Genomic DNA, 18552 nt, shown 5'->3' with positions numbered 1-18552 from the left:
GATGTGAATGGTGTTTCTACAGATCCAAGTCCAGTAAATGAAACAAATGTACAAGAAGTTATTCAAGCAATCGCTCCAATTACATCAAGAGCAGCAAGAGTATTCTATCCTCCTTCAATAGAGATTGATGCTTCAGTTAATGGAACTTTCTCTGTTAATCTTTATTCAATGTATACTGCCCAATTTGGAAGCCCAACTGCGGTAAGTGCAGGCGCTCCAGCTACGGTACCATTGTACGCGGCAACAGATTTATATTATTACGTGACTTTTGCAGATCCTTCGGTATTTGATACAACACCTGGAGCCATGACAATAACTGCTGATGGAGTATTAACATATACTATTGTGGGACAACCAGCAGATTATAATACCCTTATTAATGTAGTATTTGTTGTAAAATAATACAATAGCAGATTGGTTACCAATGAAAGGAATAAGTAAAAACATATATTATCTGCTTTTATTTCTGCTGATGGCTTTACCCAATGTTGATGTATTTGGGCAGGATACATTTTTGGATGATTTTAATCCAGCCATTTATACCGGAAATGATGGGACACAAAATTGGAATGGAGGTTGGACAGAAAATGACTTTGGAGGAACAGATCCTGGAGCAGGAAGCATCCGAATTAATGGAAATCGCTTAAGATTCAGAAATTTCGACTCTTCTAATTTCCTTTTTATTTTAAGAAATTTAGATCTATCAGCTTATACCGACGCAGTATTAACTTTTGACTATGATAGATCGAACGGAAACGAAAGTGTTGGCGCATTCTTTTTGAATACTACCACTGGGAATTACGATTTTGTCATCGGAACTCCAACAGGTGGTGGTGCTACGGGTAGTTTATCATTTACTATTCCTGCATTATATATCAACGCAAATTCGTCTCTACTATTTTTTTCCAACAGTGGAGATTGGGGTAATAATGAGACTGTTTTTATTGATAACGTCCTGATTACAGCTACTAATACAACACCAGAAATAGCAATAAATGATGTTGCGGTTAATGAAAATGCAGGAACCTTAGATTTTACAGTTTCTCATACTGGTGGTACTACTACCGGTAGTTTTACAGTGGATTACATTACTGTCAATAATACTGCTGTAGCTCCCGGAGATTATACACCTACCTTGATTCCAAATACAATTACTTTTCCTGGAACCAGTTTAAGTACACAAACTATTTCGATCCCAATTATCGATGATAATATTGCGGAAACTGCAGAAACATTTTTTGTAAATCTGAGTAATCCTAGTGATGGTTCGGTAACCATTACGGATGCACAAGGTATAGGCACGATTAATGCAAATGATCCTATTTCGCTGACAATTAATGATGTATCGGTTAATGAAGCCGCAGGAACAGCTGTATTCACAGTTACCGCATCCGGAGGTTCTTTAACAGGTGGATATTCCATTGATTATGCCACGGCAGATAATACTGCCACCACAGCTGGTAATGACTACACGAATACCTCCTCTCCTCCTTCTCTAATCTTCGCAGGAACACTTGGAGAAACTCAAACAATTACTGTACCTATTCTGGATGACACTATTTTTGAAGGGGATGAAACCTTTTTTGTAAATCTAAGTAATTCAAGCAGTCCTCTGGTCACAATAACAGATAATCAAGGAATAGGAACTATAGAAGATAATGAAGCTGGGATCAGTATCAATGATATATCTATAAACGAAAACGCGGGTAATGCAACTTTTACTGTTACGCTCACAGGAACGGTTTCAGGAGGTTTTACTGTAGAATATGCCACAGCTGATGCCACTGCGATAGCACCCTTGGATTACACGGGAACCACAAGTCCTAATCCTATTTTGACATTTACCGGTACCGATGGAGAAACTCAAACCATAACGATCCCAATAATAAATGACACAGATTTAGAAGGAAATGAAACTTTTTTCGTTAACCTGAGCAATGCAAATAGCATTTTAGTCACTATTACCGATGCACAAGGGATAGGAACAATCATTGACGACGAAGTTCCTTTTATTATCACAGACACAGTTACCGATAACACCTGTAGTGGGATTTTTGTAGATTCGGGTTCCATAAATGGATCATATAGCAACAATGAATCTATCACTTATACCTTATGCCCTGATACTCCAGGAAGTTCAATTGTGTTAAATTTTACTTCGTTTGACGTAGAAGATACTTTTGATTTTTTACAAATTTATGAAGGCACCACGACTACAACTTTAATCGATAGTTATGACAATGGTAACATTCCAACAACCATAATATCTTCTGACCCTTCCGGTTGTTTAACGTTTATATTTTCTTCAGACGGTTTGGTTACAGGAACCGGTTGGCAGGCTACGATATCGTGTACATCTTCAACATCTAGTTTTGTTACCGTAAATAATGTAACCGTAAATGAAAGTGCAGGAACAGCTACATTTACCGCTACTTTTTCCGGGGGTAGTATTCCAGGTGGATTCAGTGTAGATTATACAACTATTGATGATACGGCTTATGCCGATTCTGATTTCGTTTCTACCTCTGGTACCTTAAATTTTTCAGGTGCTCCAGGAGAGACCCAAACCATTACAGTTCCGATTATTAACAACACTTTTGCCGAAAATACAGAAACATTTTTTATAAACCTCAGTAATTCCAGTTCGTTATCAGTTGGATTGATTAATGGAATAGGAACCATATTAGACGATGGAGATCCTGCAATCGGTGATGATATTCCGCTTGCACTGTTTGATGATTTTAGTGGATATTATGATTATGCGTTAACCGCAGGAACATTAAGAACAGCAGATGAAGGTGTTGATCCGTGTTCCATAACGACTTCTTCATCCAACACCCTTACGACGCCCATATTAGCTGGATCTACCATAGAAAGAGCATATTTAACCTGGGGGCATTCTGGTCCTGCTGCAGATGATGTAGTTACGTTCCAGGGCCAATCAGTTACCGCAGATCTGGTTAATACAGCATTTGGTGCTTATTATGGAATGGTTAGTGATGTTACATCGATAGTTAGTAGCTTACCTGATCCCTCAACCGCAACATATACCTTTACGGATTTAGTAATCGATAATGGAGCTTCATATTGTGGTTCTGTAGTTTTTGGAGGATGGTCCTTATATATATTCTATACCAATCCCTCTTTACCGGCAGTAAGTATCAATATGTATAACGGTTTTGATGCGCAAGGAGGTGGAACTGGAGCAACTGTAACATCAAGTTATACCCTAGATGGATTTTTCGCAATTGGATCGTCAGGCTCGAAAACTTCGGTATTATCGTGGGAAGGAGATCCTACCAGAACCGGAAATGAAATTATATCGGTAACTACGACCTCTGGTACAACCAACTTAACAGGAGATGGTGACAATTCTCCTACGCTTGCAAATGTTTTTAATTCCACAATATACGATGACACAGCTAGCCCTGTCATCAATGATTCGTCTCTATTTGGTTTTGATTTAGATACCTATGATATTTCATCACTCATCGGACCTGGTGAAACCACCGCAACAACGAATGTACAAACCGCTGGTGATTTTGTGATTCTCAATTCTGTATTATTAAAAGTCCCTAGTAATTTAATAACAGGAACTGTTTTTGAAGACGTTAACTATCCCGGAGGAGTAGGAAGGGATCTTGCTACATCTTCTGGAGTAGGAATAGAAGGAGTTATCGTAGAGCTATATGATAATACAGGTCTACTTGTAGATTCTGATGTTACTGATGTAAACGGGGACTATAGTATCGGTGGAATGGCTAATGGGACTTATAGTTTACGAGTAGTCAATAACACAGTACAATCCACCAGAGGAGGAGGCGCTACCTGTACAACTTGTTTACCTGTTCAAACATTTAGATCTGCTTATACCGCTAGTACTCTCAGCACTTTTACAAGTGAAATTGGCGGGGCTAACCCTGCCAATGAGGATGTTGCTGCTGGCACGCTTACTGGAGCACAAACAGTTTCAACAATTGAAATAACTAGTGAAGGTGCTGTTGATATAGATTTTGGTTTTAATTTTAATACTGTTGTAAATACCAATGCCGACGGACAAGGATCATTGGGTCAATTTATCATTAATTCTAATAATTTAGACGAAACCGGACTTAATATTGAAGCCAACGGTATTTTTGATCCAGGAGCCGGAGAAGATACATCAATCTTTATGATCCCTCCTACTGGAGATCCATTAGGTAGGACGGCGGATACGAACTTTGCCAGTGGATTTTTTGATATTAATTTACCAAATGTTTCTCCATTAGATATAATTACAGATGATTCCACACATATTGATGGTCGGACACAAACAGCTTATTCCGGAGATACAAATACAGGAACTGTGGGTTCTGGAGGCACCACCGTAGGAATTTCATCTACCGCCCTGCCAAACTATAATCTACCCGAAATACAAGTACGTAGTGATAATGGAGATGTTATACAAATACAAGCTTCAAACACTGTAATTAGAAATCTTGCGGTATATGGAGGAAACAGAAGAGCCATTCGCCAAGATTTGGGTACAGGAAATCTGATTACTGAAAATCTTTTAGGTGTAAACGCTCTGGGAGTTGTTGGCCCAGTTGGTGTAGTGAGCTATGTAGACGATGGATTTGAAATTAGTGGTGGAACAGTCACTATTGATGGCAACTACATCGCTTCAAATACTGATTTTGGAATTTCAGTTAATGGAGGAACATCGACGTTGATTCAAAATAATCATATTACAAACAATGGTTTTAGAAATTGTGAATACAATATCAGAATAAACAATGGTAGCGGAGTTGTCATACAAAACAACCTAATAGAAAACTCTGCCTCAACCGGAATTTTCGATAATCAAGGTGATGTAACCATTACAGAAAACACGATAGCTACAGCAGGAAGTGATACTGGTTGTGCACAACTAAGCGGTATCAATTTAGTTCAAAGCAACTCTTCTGTCATAAACAACATTATTAATGCAAATGCAGGATCTGGCATTGCATTAACAGGAGTAACAACTTCAGGAAACTTAATTTCTCAAAACTCCATTTTTGCAAATGGAACTTTTGTAGATGCTTTGGGTATCGATATTGCTGATAATGGAGTAACCATAAATGATATAGGCGATACCGATACGGGACCCAATGGAAGCCTGAATTTTCCTGTTTTCGAGTCAGTAACGGTAAGAGGAAGCATCCTTAAAATAGTGGGCTGGTCTCGTCCTGGTGCTACCATAGAAGTTTTTCTAACTGATATCAATCAGGGTACAGCCAACGCCGGTGACAATCAAATAGCAGGACCATTGGGAGCTGTATCACAAGATTATGGAGAAGGTCAGGTCTATTTGGGGACCGGTGTTGAAGGAAGTGGTGGCGATGTAGATAATACTACATCTTTATATACAGTTACAGACGGCAATACCGATAATACGAATAAATTTAATATCAGTATCACATTAGGATCAGCAATTCCTCCGGGAAGTATTATAACTGCTACTGCCACCGTATCCAACTCGACTTCCGAGTTTGGAAACGGATTTATAGTTGGGGTTGGAACAGTGATCACTAACAGGAGAATTACCTATAGAGTTAAACCAAATTAAATTTATTTATACAAAATGGTTACCTTTAAAATTATTAAATATAAAATATAACTTTTACCCTATTGATATTTAGTTTTGATCTAAATATTTTAAAGAGATACAACATAATAAACATCGTCATAATGAAAAATCTACAAACCCCTATTTATCCGCTTCTGATCATTGACTATAGTTAATAACATTTTTCTTTATTAGAGAATATCCAAAAAAAGAATGAGATTCTCCCTATTTTAAAGAACAACACACTGTGGAACTTAAACTCTTAAAATGCAATTCATCGATACAAAACTGCATTTTATCGGTTAATTATCTAATTATTATCGAATAAAAAGAAGTTAGATTACTTTTTTTACTTATATTCGCGTAATAATATTACTCGAAAACCGTAATTAAATGAAACCCCAAAATAAGCTTACCTATATTTTCCTTCTTGGCTTATTGAATATTAATGTATTACTATTCTCTCAACAGGCTTTTCATAACTATGGAAATGTACAAATACATAACAATGGACAAATAGGATTCCACACGAATGTTACAAACGATGGTGATTTTGATCAAAACGTAGGATTTGCAGGTTTTTATAATCAAAATAGTCTTACCGTTTCTGGAGATAATAGGCCTATTTTCCATGATATGGAGATAGATGTTACTGATAACTTGTTCTTAGAAGTTCCTGTTGGTGTAAATAATTTTCAAGAATTTACCTCAGGAAAAGTAATTACACCCAGAGACCAAAAAAACATATCCTTGGACTATATTAACGACGCTCCATATTTGGGAGAGAACGATGAAAGACATGTTGATGGATATGCAACCATTACGGGACAGTTAGATTTCAGTTTCCCGATTGGTGATGATTTTCGTCATAGACCCATTCGTATCGAAAGTCAGGCCGCTAATAACACTGCAAGAGCAGCTTATTACTTCGAAAACCCTAATTTTCCTAACTTTTTTTCTGAAAACTTTGATACCTCCAATTATGATGAATTATTATTTGGAATTAGCATCTTTGAGTTTTGGGATTTAGACGGTAACGAAGGAACAAGGATTACACTAACTTGGGATGATAATAGCAATATTCCTACTCTAGTTGATGACCCTGCAGATCTAAGAGTTGTAGGCTGGCATAAAGTACTCAAAAAATGGGTAAATCTTGGAAATACTGATTTTTCGGGAGATTTAGATAATGGTGAAATTACATCTGATTTTGTATTGCCTGATGATTATGAGGTTCTTACCTTTGGATCATCCAATAGAATTTTAGATGGTGATTTAGAAATTTTTACAGCTGTTTCTCCAAATGGAGATGGTTTTAATGATACGTTTACTATTCAAGGACTTGCAAGATTTCCAGAAAATGAGCTCTTTATCTACAATCGCTGGGGTGTTTTAGTATTCAATAAAAAGGCTTATCACGAAAACCAAAATTTTGCTGGAGTATCTGAAGGAAGAGCTACCATTTCAAAAGACAGTAATTTACCGGTAGGAACGTATTACTATGTTTTGAATATTGAAGGTGCTAGAGACAGATCCGGTTATTTATATATCAATCGATAGGAATTTCTAATTCCGAAATTCAATACGTAGGTATTGACATCACTTTTAAACTTTTCCAATCACAACTAACTTATTTATCAGATTTTAAAATCTTGTTAAATATTAGATACTTTTTTAAAAGTATCAAATTTGTTGTTCCTTATATCGTGATATTTTCCAAAAATAATTATACTTTTAACTACAATATGAAATATAATCATAAGAACACATGAAAGAAAAATCAGGTAAAATCCAAGATATAATAGATAAGAAATTTCTAGAAGAGCGTAGCGTATTCCTATGGGGACAAGTTGATGATAAGTCTGCAAAACACGTTATAGACAGATTGATGTATCTGGACATGATTAGCAACGATGAAATTAAATTATACATTAACAGCCCAGGGGGTTATGTTACTTCTGGATTTGCTATGTACGATACCATTAAGGCATTAAAAAGTCCTGTTTCAACGATTTGCTCCGGGTTAGCAGCCTCTATGGGATCGATTCTCCTAAGTGTAGGAGAAAAAGGACGTAGATTTATACAACCGCATGCCAAGGTAATGATACATCAACCTAGTGGTGGGGCAAGAGGTCAAGCTTCTAATATAGAAATTCAGGCTACAGAAATTTTAAAAACTAAAGAGTTAAGCGCCCAAATTCTTGCAGATAATTGCGGACAAGATATTGAAAAGGTATTAAAAGACTTTAATCGCGATTACTGGATGGACGCACAGGAATCTATAGAATATGGCATCGTAGACGGAATACTGTAATAATCCCTATCTATTTTACTGTAAATATTCAACTTATAAGATAATCATACACCGCAGCGTGCTAATAATATAATATGCAGCTGCGGTGTATCATTTTAATTTCTTAAATTACAGATGTATATCAAATATCATTAAGGTCATTCTTTCCGTAAAACATCTAATTTTTTGCTTATGAAGAGAAAAGAATTTATTCAGGTAAGTACTCTGGGGCTTATGGGATTATCATCTATATCATTGGCTAATTTTCAATCAAAAATTACAAAATATGACTTAATGGGAAAAGGAAATCCTACACTTGTCGGTGAAGGATATAAGCTGCGAAAAAAAGCAGATCAAGCCTTTAAAAAAATGAAAAGTGCTGCTTTGGAAGAAGGCATTAAAATCAAAGTTGTCTCTAGTTATAGAGACTATGCACATCAAAATCGGATATGGGAACGTAAATACGAAAGATATACTGCTGGCGGTTTATCACCAATGAAAGCCATTAAAAAAATCATTGAATACTCCACTATCCCAGGTACTTCACGTCATCATTGGGGTACAGATTTGGATATTGTAGACGGAAGTGCCAATCAACCAAGAGATGTTCTTCTTGAAAAACATTTTTATAATGGAGGTCCTTTTGCCAGATTTAAAATGTGGATGGATCACAACGCCAACGATTTTGGTTTCTATCTTGTCTACACTAATAAAAAAGGCAGAAAAGGTTTTAAATATGAGCCATGGCATTACTCCTATGCTCCTACTTCAATAGCAATGCTAAAAGAATTTAAAAAACTTGATATAAAAAGTGAGTTACAAAAAGCTGTATTAATGGGTAGTTCTAATTTTACTTCAGAATTTATCCAGCAGTATATGGATCAAAATATACTAGATATTAATCCTAAATTATTGTAGTATATACTAAAATCAATTTCTTTAAGTTATATAAAACAAATCCAATATCTTATGAAAAGTGTTTTGAAGTTTTTTTATATCACATTGATAATCATTACAATAACTTCATGTGCATCAGAAGATGACTCTGTAACCACTGATGGAGAAACCACAGAACTTTTGAACGAAACTAATATTTCTGATGAAATTTTAAGACTCGTTAACCTACATCGCCAAGGACTTGATTTATCTTCGCTATCCAAAAATGCAACAGCAGAACAATTAGCCATTGATCACACAAAATATATGATTTCTATAAACCAAATCAATCACGATAATTTCAATCAAAGAGGAAACGTTTTAAGTGATCAGGAGAATGCAACCGGAACAGCCGAAAACGTAGCAAGATTTTATACAGATGCACAAAGTGTAGTACAAGGCTGGCTTAACAGTCCGGACCATCGAGAAAATATAGAAGGTAATTATACGTATACAGGTATTTCTGCAATTAAAGATCAAGATGGCAGATACTATTATACCCAACTTTTTTATCGCTAACCATGCATCAACTATGCTAATTAGCACTATTCGTGTTCTATAGCCCGAACACAACACCTCTAGTAGTTGCTTACCAAAAATGATATTTTTATATTTATTGGTAAGCAACTTTTATATTTAGTAACTTTAAAAGCCATTAAAACAGGTTTCACTAACTAAAAAATATTTCCATGAGACGTAGTGGATTTAAAATAAGAATACTCATAGGACTTGCTATTGTCGCTTTTGCATTCTTTAAGAAATGCAATAACAAAACGCTGAACGAGTATACTAATAGAGTGCAAAACATTAACATGACTACGGATCAGGAAATTGCCATCGGCTTGCAAAGTGAACCTGAAATAACCAGACAACACGGAGGTCTTTATCCAGATCAGAAACTGCAAGATTATGTGGATAACATAGGGAACAAACTTATTGATAACACGATGGCAAAGGATTCGCCATATCGGTATGAATTTCATCTATTAGCCGATCCCAATACAATTAATGCTTTTGCTTTACCTGGTGGTCAGATATTTATTACCTATGCCCTGTATTCAAAATTACAGAATGAAGATCAGCTTGCAGGTGTTTTAGGGCATGAAATTGGTCACGTTTTGGGCAGACATTCTGCAGAACGAATAGCAGAACACGAATTTTGGAAAACGATCTCTACTGGTGCCTCTGTGGGTGCTGATGCAGGAGGAATTGTTAGTGGTATTGGACAAAATGTTCTATTGGGTAATGGTAGAGATGATGAGTTAGAAAGTGATAAACTAGGTGTTTTATTTATGATTAATTCTGGTTATAACCCTCAGGAAATGATTGGAGTTATGCAAATTCTAAAAGAAGCAGCCGGTCCTAATCGCGTTCCTGAATTTCAAAGCACCCATCCTGATCCTGATAATCGCATAGAAAAAATTCAAGAAGCTATAGACGAATATAGCACACAATAAAAAACTTCGCTTTGCATTCAACATAGCGAAGTTTTCTTACCTATTCATTTCTATCTGTGTTAGGATAGCTCTTTGAGTAGAGCCATTGCTTCTTTGGCATTCGATAGTTCTGCAAATTTCATAGCAGTATTCCCATTTTTATCCTTAGCTTGAATGTAGGCTCCTTTTCCTACTAACACTCTTATGATGTCGACTCTGTTATATCGAGCAGCATACATAAGAGGAGTTTTCCCTTCAGATCTTAGATTTACATCGCTTCCTTCCTCTATCATTTTTACAACGGTATCAAAATCTCCTTTAATAATTGCCATAATAAACGGATCTTTTTGAGAGGTAGTTAGTTCATAATTTTCTTTCTCAATATTCTCTATTGTTGATGAAGCGAAACCAACAGACATAATGAAAATGATCATCAGTACGGTTAAAAGTGTTTTTTTCATAATGTTTTTAATTATTCAGGTTAGTAAAAAAGGGCCATTATTCTTAAAAAAAATATAACAATAACGCACTACTTATAAATCTTTAAATTACATAACATATACCAATAAATAGCATAAAATTTTGATAATATTTTATAATTTTAACTTTTTAAAAACAAATATTTCAATTAATATCAAAAATAACAGTGTTTAAAACAATCAAATCAACCTATGAGAGTTCCAAGTTTTTTCTTTTTAAGAAGAATTTAATTATCATCATAAAACCAAAGTAAATTCTAAGAATACTTTATTTTGAACCTTAACTATTAGAAATCATTAATGGTTCCTCAAAAAAAACATTTATATAAATAAGTAGAAGCCCAATATATGAAGAACAGTCACTTACTAATTTTTGGGTGCTTCTGTTCTATATCGTAATTTAGCTTCTTGATATGATTTTCAATATTATTTTAATGAAGATTGAAAAACATCAAATTTCTAATCAAAATGAACAAAAAAGTAATCTTAATGATTCTGGATGGATGGGGAACATCTCCAGATCCTAAAGTTTCTGCAATCGACCACGCAAAAACTCCTTTTATAGATAATCTATATACCAAATATCCCAACGCGGCATTAAGAACGGATGGTTTGCACGTGGGGCTTCCTGATGGACAAATGGGAAACAGTGAAGTTGGTCATATGAACCTGGGTGCAGGAAGAATTGTATATCAGGATTTAGCCAAAATCAATCTGGCTATTGAAAATGATACTTTAAAAAATGAAAAAAGTTTAGTTGATGCCTTCAATTATGCTAAAGAAAATAATAAGAATATTCATCTGCTGGGACTGGTTAGTGACGGTGGAGTGCATTCTCATATAAATCATATCAAAGGACTATTAGATGCGGCAAATGCTTATGGATTAGAAAAAGTTTTTTTGCACGCTTTTACCGATGGTCGTGATGTGGATCCAAAATCCGGAATAGACCATATCAAAAATATTAAGGAGCATATGAAAGCATCTACAGGTAAATTAGCTTCTATTGTTGGACGATATTATGCAATGGATCGAGATAAACGATGGGAACGGGTTAAACTTGCCTATGATCTGATTGTAAACGGGATTGGAGAATCTTCTACCGATGCAATACAAAGCATTCAGACAAATTACGATAACAATGTAACTGATGAATTCATAAAACCTATTGTACTAGAAGAAAACGGATCTCCTGTGGCCACTATTAAGGAAGATGACGTAGTATTATTTTTTAATTTCAGAACGGATCGTGGTCGAGAACTTACTGAAATGCTATCGCAATCAGATATGCACGAATACAATACGCATAAATTACCATTGTACTATGTTACTATGACTAATTATGATGAGAATTTTAAAGGAATAAAGGTAATCTACGATAAGGCCAACATCACTGAAACTCTGGGAGAAGTTTTATCCAAAGCTGGCAAAAAACAAATCCGAATTGCAGAAACCGAGAAATATCCCCACGTTACGTTTTTCTTCTCGGGCGGTCAGGAAGAACCTTTTGAAGGAGAATCCAGAATTCTCAGAAATTCACCAAAAGTAGCTACCTATGATCTAAAACCCGAAATGAGTGCTTATGAATTGAGGGATGCATTAGTACCAGAATTACAAAAAGCGGAGGCAGACTTTGTGTGCTTAAACTTTGCTAATGGTGATATGGTAGGTCATACAGGAGTGATGGAAGCAGCGATTAAAGCCTGCGAAGCGGTAGACGAATGTGTAAAAGATGTTGTAACAACGGGATTAGATAATGGATATAGCATTTTACTCATTTCAGATCACGGTAACTGCGAAACTATGATTAATCCTGATGGATCACCGCATACTGCGCACACCACTAATCCGGTGCCTTTTATTTTGATTGATAAGGATAATATACAAATAAAAGATGGTGTATTGGGTGATATTGCTCCAACAATTTTAGAGCTTATCGGAGTAGACCAACCTGCTGCTATGACACAAAAGTCTTTACTTTTATAAACACACAAACGGTTTTTAACTAGGAGCAGCTACACTCGAGGTGTAGCTGCTTTTTTAATACTAAAAATTTCATTTTACTATATTTAACATTTTATTATTAATATTTATAAAAAGTATACGCAGCGAAATTCATTTTCTTCAGTTATTACTGAAAAGAGAGTAAGCACTAACCCTTATTCATGAATAAAGACGAGCAAGACAGACTGGTAAAAGCTTGTAAAAAGCATAACCGGGATGCCATGGAAAAAATATATAATGCTTTTATGCCCAGAATGCTTGCGGTAGGTTTTCGCTATTGTAAAAACCAATCGGATGCAGAGGACATCGTGCAAGATGCTTTTATCAAAGTGTTCAAAAACATAAAAAAATATAAACATAACGGAACGTTAGGAAGCTGGATAGAAAGAATTGTAATTAATTGTGCAATCGATCAATGGCATAAAACTAAAAAGACGGTGCTAATGAACGACTCAGAATTAATCGAAGGAAATAAAACTACAGAATTAGACGAGATTGAAAAAGAGCATCTTTCTAAACAACTATCTTCTGAAAAGTTGAGAACATTAATTAGTGATTTGCCAGAACAATATAGATATGTACTTAATCTGTACGCTGTTGAAGGATATTCGCATAAAGAAATAGGAAAAATATTGAAAATAAAAGAAAGTACGTCCAGATCGAATTATACTAGAGCAAGGAAAAAACTTTTAGAAAATATGAGAGCCATCGGAATTGAAAAATACTAATCGGCATCTAGAAACCAGGAGCAAATGAAAGAGGATAAAGACCTTTTAAAAGAACTTTTACAGACAAAATTTAAAGATGATATTATGCAATCATCTGATGATAATTTTGATCGTATTTTTGAGGCTGTCCAGGAAAAACCGGATGATAAAGGTTCATTTTTTTGGTATACTGTAGGTGTAGTTGTTTTAATACTTATAGGAGTAGTCACTTTATATTACTTTAAAATAAATAAAGTGTCAAAAATAAATAATGAAGAAATAACTACAGAAATTCCTTTTCAAAATGAAAACAACATCCTAGTATCTAAAACGAAGGACAGTGTATCCAATACAGAAGAAGATAACAACACTGTTACTAAAGAAAATAAAACGCCAGAAAACACGATACAACCCAAGAAAAATGTTATGGTAAAAAAAGTAGATGTAACTACTTTACAACCAGAAGATGAAATTATTGAAAAAGGTGTCATAACAGTTACCTACACTGCCTCTGATAAATATGCCTCTACAGAAAACACAAAATACAATAGACTTCCGGATTCAAGTACTATTGTGGTTAGAAAGAATAGTAAAGTAAATTTTACCGCTACCAAACAGGGATATCGGAGAGCTGATGTGACCGGCACCATCTTTTTCAATATAAAAAGTAATGTACCCGAACCCTTTATAGTGTTTGGAAAACATTGTAAAATTCAAATTACCGGTAATTCATTTGCGATACATTCTACCGCCGAAGCTGATTTGATGACTCTGGTAGACGGTTCTGCTAAAGTCGTACATAATATTACGAAAGAAGTAAAAAATCTTGTTCCTGGTCAAAGTCTTTATGTCGCTACAAATAAAGTGTATGTTTTAGATAAATCTCCAAATCGTTTTGCCTGGAAAACAGGAATTCTGCATTATCAAAATAGCAGTATCGAACAAATAATCAATGATCTAGGAGAAAGTTATAATGCTAAAATCATTCTAAAAGATGCCAACATCCTGAACTGTAAATACTCAGGATCTTTTGAAAAAGCAACTACTGCCAAGGTACTGACCGCTTTAGTAAAATCACTGGATTTACAGATTACCAAAGAGGATGATGTATTTATGATCACTGGTAAAGGATGTAGCGAATAATATTGACTATTATTTCGTATATCAAAAATAATTCAGATCCCATAAAGGATTTGTTTCAAAACCCTATACGCTCCAAACACAAAACTATGATCACTTCAGGACAAGAACATCCTTGAATCAGACCTCAAACAAATAGAAGAGATATTACTTTGATTTTGAATTTATTGAAAATATAATTTAAGTTTTTACTTTACGTAAAGAAGAATAGGAACCATCCATTAAATCATTAGTGATATATAAGTTCTAACATCAAAGTTATGATCATTATTATAGATTCCAGCCTACGCTGAAATGACAAGCTTACCTTATTCTTTGTTTGTCTTTATAGCATAGGCCAGAATCCATATTTTTCAAAATCATACTATAATTATTTCTCATTAAAATATAAAAGCGTTTTATCTTGCAAGTGATTGTTTTGAACTACCTCGTAGAATGATTAAGTCTGAAAAAAAAAGTATAAAAAAACCGCCTGTAAGTAGGTCTACAGACGGTTTTCAAGTTTAACTAAACTACCTATTATAAATCAAAAACAATAGAGTCTCCATTATCACCAGTTAATGTCACTTCTTTATCACAAGCTCCATCTCCAAAATCGATGTTAAAATTCACACCAAAACTACTAGAAAAGTCCAATGATCCTTGAACCGGGTATCGTAAGAAATTGTATCTATTAAAACATGCTACTTTATATACCAAAGGCGCACCTGATACAGACTCTGATCTCATAAAGAATGTCTGAGTAATTCCTTCCACATAAGAAGATTCTTGCAACGTTATCACCTCATCCGCTGTAAAACGATTTTCAAACTCAAAATTTCTATTCGCTGTATAACGATAAGAATCCCCATTAGGCTCTGTTATCACTCCATCTATTCTAACGTCAAAAACTTTGGTTGTTTCCGTACTTAACTCGGCTTTTTGTTCTGCAATTCTGTAACCATCAAATGTATAGCCTTCTGCTCCTCTAACGTTTTTAAATACTGTAGAGTCTTTCCACTTCTGATTAAAAACTCCAGCTACGTAATACTCCAATTTACCTGTCCAATCATCAAACTGACATTGCTCTTCGGTATAGTCTAGAATCATTCTGTTATAGTAATCATACTCCTCAAAACCTGAAACTGGGTTGTCTGCAAAAGGAATCAATAAATCAATAGAAATACAACCATTGTTAGAACTTTTAGATGAATTCTGCACTTCTAAAGAAGCCTGCTCAGAAATTAAATCAAAACTATCCATCGCTACATCAAGACTATTATACATCTCAAAATTTTCTTTATCACTATTCTGAATAGATACATTATCATCTATATCCTCAGCACAACTTGCCATTAATCCTAAAGCTACTGTACAAATCAAAAATTTTCTCATGGTTTACTTTTTTTAAATGAATATTATATTGGGTTTTCTATCTATTAAACCTGAAAAACTAAAAACGCTGCGTGCATTTTTGATTTTTTTTGATTCTCATTGAAATTTTTTTTAGAAAACCCAAGTCCAATAAGGGCTCAGCCGCAGTAAAAAAAATTAGAAACAAGTAAGAAATATCAAGAATTAACAATACCATTCTTTGCTTTTTGTAAAACAGATTAAGAATCCAATAAGAATAATATATCTGCATTCTTATAAAGATTAAAATTATATCAATTGACTGAATCTTAATATTCTTTGTAAATTTGCCTTCCGTAATAAGGATATTATGATCATTACCAAAACACGTGAAGAAATTGAATTAATGCGAGAAAGTGCGTTGATCGTTTCTAAAACATTAGGAATGTTAGCTACCGAGGTAAAGCCAGGAGTAACTACCTTACAATTGGATAAATTAGCAGAAGAATTCATACGAGATCACGGCGCCATACCGGGGTTTTTAGGATTATATGATTTTCCCAATACATTATGTATGAGTCCAAATGCACAAGTAGTTCACGGCATACCTAATAACACTCCGCTGGAAGAGGGAGACATCATTTCAATAGATTGCGGAGCCATCAAAAATGAATTTTATGGAGATCATGCGTATACGTTTCCGGTTGGAGAAATATCTCCGGAAGTAGAGCGATTATTGAAGATCACTAAAGAATCTTTATATGTCGGCATTGCAGAACTCAAAGTTGGTAAACGTGTTGGTGATGTTGGATATGCTATTCAGAAATATACTGAAGAAGCCGGTTATGGAGTAGTGAGAGAACTTGTAGGACACGGATTAGGTCGAAAAATGCACGAAGATCCGGAAATGCCAAATTACGGAAGACGCGGAAGAGGAAAAAAATTTATCGAAGGGATGGTAGTTGCCATCGAACCTATGATCAATATGGGTACGCATCGTATCAAACAATTAAGAGATGGTTGGACGATTCTTACAGCTGATGGAAAACCAAGTGCTCATTTTGAACATGACGTTGCTATTGTAGATGGTAAGCCAGAGATTCTTTCTACATTTAAATATATATACCAAGCATTAGGTATCGAATCTGATGAAGAAGATGCATTTAGACAAGAATTATTAGCTTTGTAGTTACGATACTTTTCTTTCTTTCACGAAGTTCCTCAAAGAATTCATAAAGGCTCACAAAGAAAAATGACAGAAGATGAAATATCTAAAATTATTATTGGTTGTGCGATAGAAGTACATAGAAACCTAGGACCAGGTTTACTTGAATCTGCCTATCAGGAATGTCTGTGCTATGAGCTGAAGAAGAAAGGCTTAAAACTTCACAAAGAAAAACCCCTACCAGTTATCTATAAAGATATTAAACTTGACCAAGGGTACCGAATTGATATTTTAGTTGAAAATAAAGTAGTAATAGAGTTAAAAACAGTTGAACACTTTACGGATGTCCATTCTGCTCAAGTTCTTACATATTTAAAACTTGGAGGGTTTAAACTTGGTCTTCTTATTAATTTCCATGTAAGTTTGCTTAAAAATGGAATCAAACGTTTTATTATGTAAACTTTGTGAAACTTTGAGACTTCTTTGTGTCCTTTGTGTAATCTTTATCCATGAAAAAACTCTTTAAACTTATATTAAATACGATTCCAAGGCCGCTTTTAATTCGTTTGAGTTATTTGGCAAGACCAGTAATTTCTTTCTTTCTTAGAGGAAATAAATTTACGGATCCAATTGATGGTAAAAGTTTCTCTAAATTTTTACCTTATGGATACGGAACACAAAGAGACAATGTACTTTCTCCCTCTACCCTTTCGTTAGAACGCCATCGGCTACTGTGGCTTTACTTGCAAAATGAAACAGATTTTTTTACAGCCAACGCGAAAGTGTTGCATTTTGCACCCGAACAGGCTTTTTACAAAAGATTTAGAAATTTAAAGAATCTAGAGTACACTACTACCGATCTTAACTCTCCTCTGGCTGATGTAAAAGCAGATATTTGTAACCTTCCTTTTGCTGACGATGCGTATGATGTCATATTCTGTAATCACGTGTTAGAACATATTCCTGATGATACCAAAGCGATGCAGGAATTATTAAGAGTTCTTAAACCTGGCGGAATGGCAATCTTACAAATCCCGCAAGATCTAAGCAGAGCAGAAACTTTTGAAGATAACACGATCACAGACCCTAAAGAAAGAGCTAAAATTTTTGGACAATATGATCATGTAAGAGTCTACGGAAGAGATTACTTTGATAAACTACGATCTATTGGTTTTGAAGTTAATGAAGTTGATTATACGAATCAATTACCAAAAGAAGAAGTTATTAAATATTGTCTTGCTCCCGGAGAAATACTTCCGGTTTGTTATAAGGCATAATTTGATCTACCTATTTTATACTTTTTTATCAGTATTTTCTATACCTCAGAAATCCTTAATTAGAAGTTTTTATTTTGTTTTAATATCAAAACGATACAGTTGTAAATCGCTATTACATTTCAATATGAAATAACGACGATTGAAAGATATAAGTGTTTTGTTTCCCCACTAATAATTAGACATTAGCGTCATC

Annotated in this window: 15 protein-coding genes; 13 read left to right on the top strand and 2 right to left on the bottom strand. The window is 34.7% G+C overall.

Features of this window, described 5'->3' with window-relative positions; all coding sequences use genetic code 11:
• The first annotated feature begins 3 nt into the window (after positions 1-3).
• The 7 genes from ACE94K_RS09015 (at position 4) to ACE94K_RS08985 (ending at position 10276) form a co-directional block, all read left to right on the top strand.
• Positions 4-402, top strand: a complete 399-nt coding sequence (locus ACE94K_RS09015) for a hypothetical protein (protein ID WP_378183086.1) — start codon at positions 4-6, stop codon at positions 400-402.
• Between the two features lie 22 nt (positions 403-424).
• Positions 425-5590, top strand: a complete 5166-nt coding sequence (locus ACE94K_RS09010; protein WP_378183083.1) for a beta strand repeat-containing protein — start codon at positions 425-427, stop codon at positions 5588-5590.
• 393 nt (positions 5591-5983) lie between these two features.
• On the top strand, positions 5984-7150 hold the full coding sequence (locus tag ACE94K_RS09005) for a gliding motility-associated C-terminal domain-containing protein (protein WP_378183080.1): 1167 nt from the start codon (positions 5984-5986) through the stop codon (positions 7148-7150).
• Between the two features lie 208 nt (positions 7151-7358).
• The gene (locus tag ACE94K_RS09000) at positions 7359-7904 is read left to right on the top strand and encodes a ClpP family protease (RefSeq protein ID WP_378183077.1); all 546 of its coding nucleotides are present in this window, start codon (positions 7359-7361) and stop codon (positions 7902-7904) included.
• A gap of 171 nt (positions 7905-8075) precedes the next feature.
• Positions 8076-8801, top strand: a complete 726-nt coding sequence (locus ACE94K_RS08995) for a M15 family metallopeptidase (protein ID WP_378183074.1) — start codon at positions 8076-8078, stop codon at positions 8799-8801.
• Between the two features lie 51 nt (positions 8802-8852).
• A complete protein-coding gene (locus tag ACE94K_RS08990; RefSeq protein WP_378183071.1) occupies positions 8853-9338 on the top strand; it encodes a CAP domain-containing protein in 486 nt (161 codons plus the stop codon).
• 170 nt (positions 9339-9508) lie between these two features.
• Entirely contained in the window at positions 9509-10276 is a 768-nt protein-coding gene (locus ACE94K_RS08985) for a M48 family metalloprotease (protein ID WP_378183069.1), read from the top strand.
• Positions 10277-10335: 59 nt separating this feature from the next.
• Here ACE94K_RS08985 and ACE94K_RS08980 read toward each other — a convergent pair whose 3' ends face one another.
• Positions 10336-10716, bottom strand: a complete 381-nt coding sequence (locus tag ACE94K_RS08980) for an ankyrin repeat domain-containing protein (RefSeq protein ID WP_378183066.1) — start codon at positions 10714-10716, stop codon at positions 10336-10338.
• A gap of 486 nt (positions 10717-11202) precedes the next feature.
• On the opposite strand from ACE94K_RS08980, the gene gpmI reads away from it, so the two are divergent.
• The 3 genes from gpmI (at position 11203) to ACE94K_RS08965 (ending at position 14588) form a co-directional block, all read left to right on the top strand.
• A complete protein-coding gene (gene gpmI, locus ACE94K_RS08975) occupies positions 11203-12720 on the top strand; it encodes a 2,3-bisphosphoglycerate-independent phosphoglycerate mutase (RefSeq protein WP_378183063.1) in 1518 nt (505 codons plus the stop codon).
• Between the two features lie 179 nt (positions 12721-12899).
• Positions 12900-13466, top strand: coding sequence for an RNA polymerase sigma factor (locus ACE94K_RS08970; RefSeq protein ID WP_378183061.1), 567 nt, complete (start codon positions 12900-12902; stop codon positions 13464-13466).
• Between the two features lie 24 nt (positions 13467-13490).
• Entirely contained in the window at positions 13491-14588 is a 1098-nt protein-coding gene (locus tag ACE94K_RS08965) for a FecR family protein (RefSeq protein ID WP_378183059.1), read from the top strand.
• Positions 14589-15104: 516 nt separating this feature from the next.
• Here the strand turns inward: ACE94K_RS08965 and ACE94K_RS08960 are convergent.
• Positions 15105-15959: a hypothetical protein gene (locus ACE94K_RS08960; RefSeq protein WP_378183057.1), complete on the bottom strand. Its 855-nt coding sequence runs from the start codon at positions 15957-15959 to the stop codon at positions 15105-15107.
• A gap of 328 nt (positions 15960-16287) precedes the next feature.
• On the opposite strand from ACE94K_RS08960, the gene map reads away from it, so the two are divergent.
• The 3 genes from map (at position 16288) to ACE94K_RS08945 (ending at position 18359) form a co-directional block, all read left to right on the top strand.
• On the top strand, positions 16288-17106 hold the full coding sequence (gene map / locus ACE94K_RS08955; RefSeq protein WP_378183055.1) for a type I methionyl aminopeptidase: 819 nt from the start codon (positions 16288-16290) through the stop codon (positions 17104-17106).
• A 63-nt stretch (positions 17107-17169) separates the two neighbouring features.
• Positions 17170-17541: a GxxExxY protein gene (locus ACE94K_RS08950; protein WP_378183052.1), complete on the top strand. Its 372-nt coding sequence runs from the start codon at positions 17170-17172 to the stop codon at positions 17539-17541.
• 50 nt (positions 17542-17591) lie between these two features.
• On the top strand, positions 17592-18359 hold the full coding sequence (locus tag ACE94K_RS08945) for a class I SAM-dependent methyltransferase (protein ID WP_378183049.1): 768 nt from the start codon (positions 17592-17594) through the stop codon (positions 18357-18359).
• Positions 18360-18552: the final 193 nt, after the last annotated feature.

This window comes from Aquimarina besae (assembly GCF_042434905.1).
Taxonomy (GTDB): Bacteria; Bacteroidota; Bacteroidia; order Flavobacteriales; family Flavobacteriaceae; genus Aquimarina.
The sequence above is the reverse complement of the archived record's forward strand: the minus strand, read 5'-3'. Positions and strand labels throughout refer to the sequence as shown.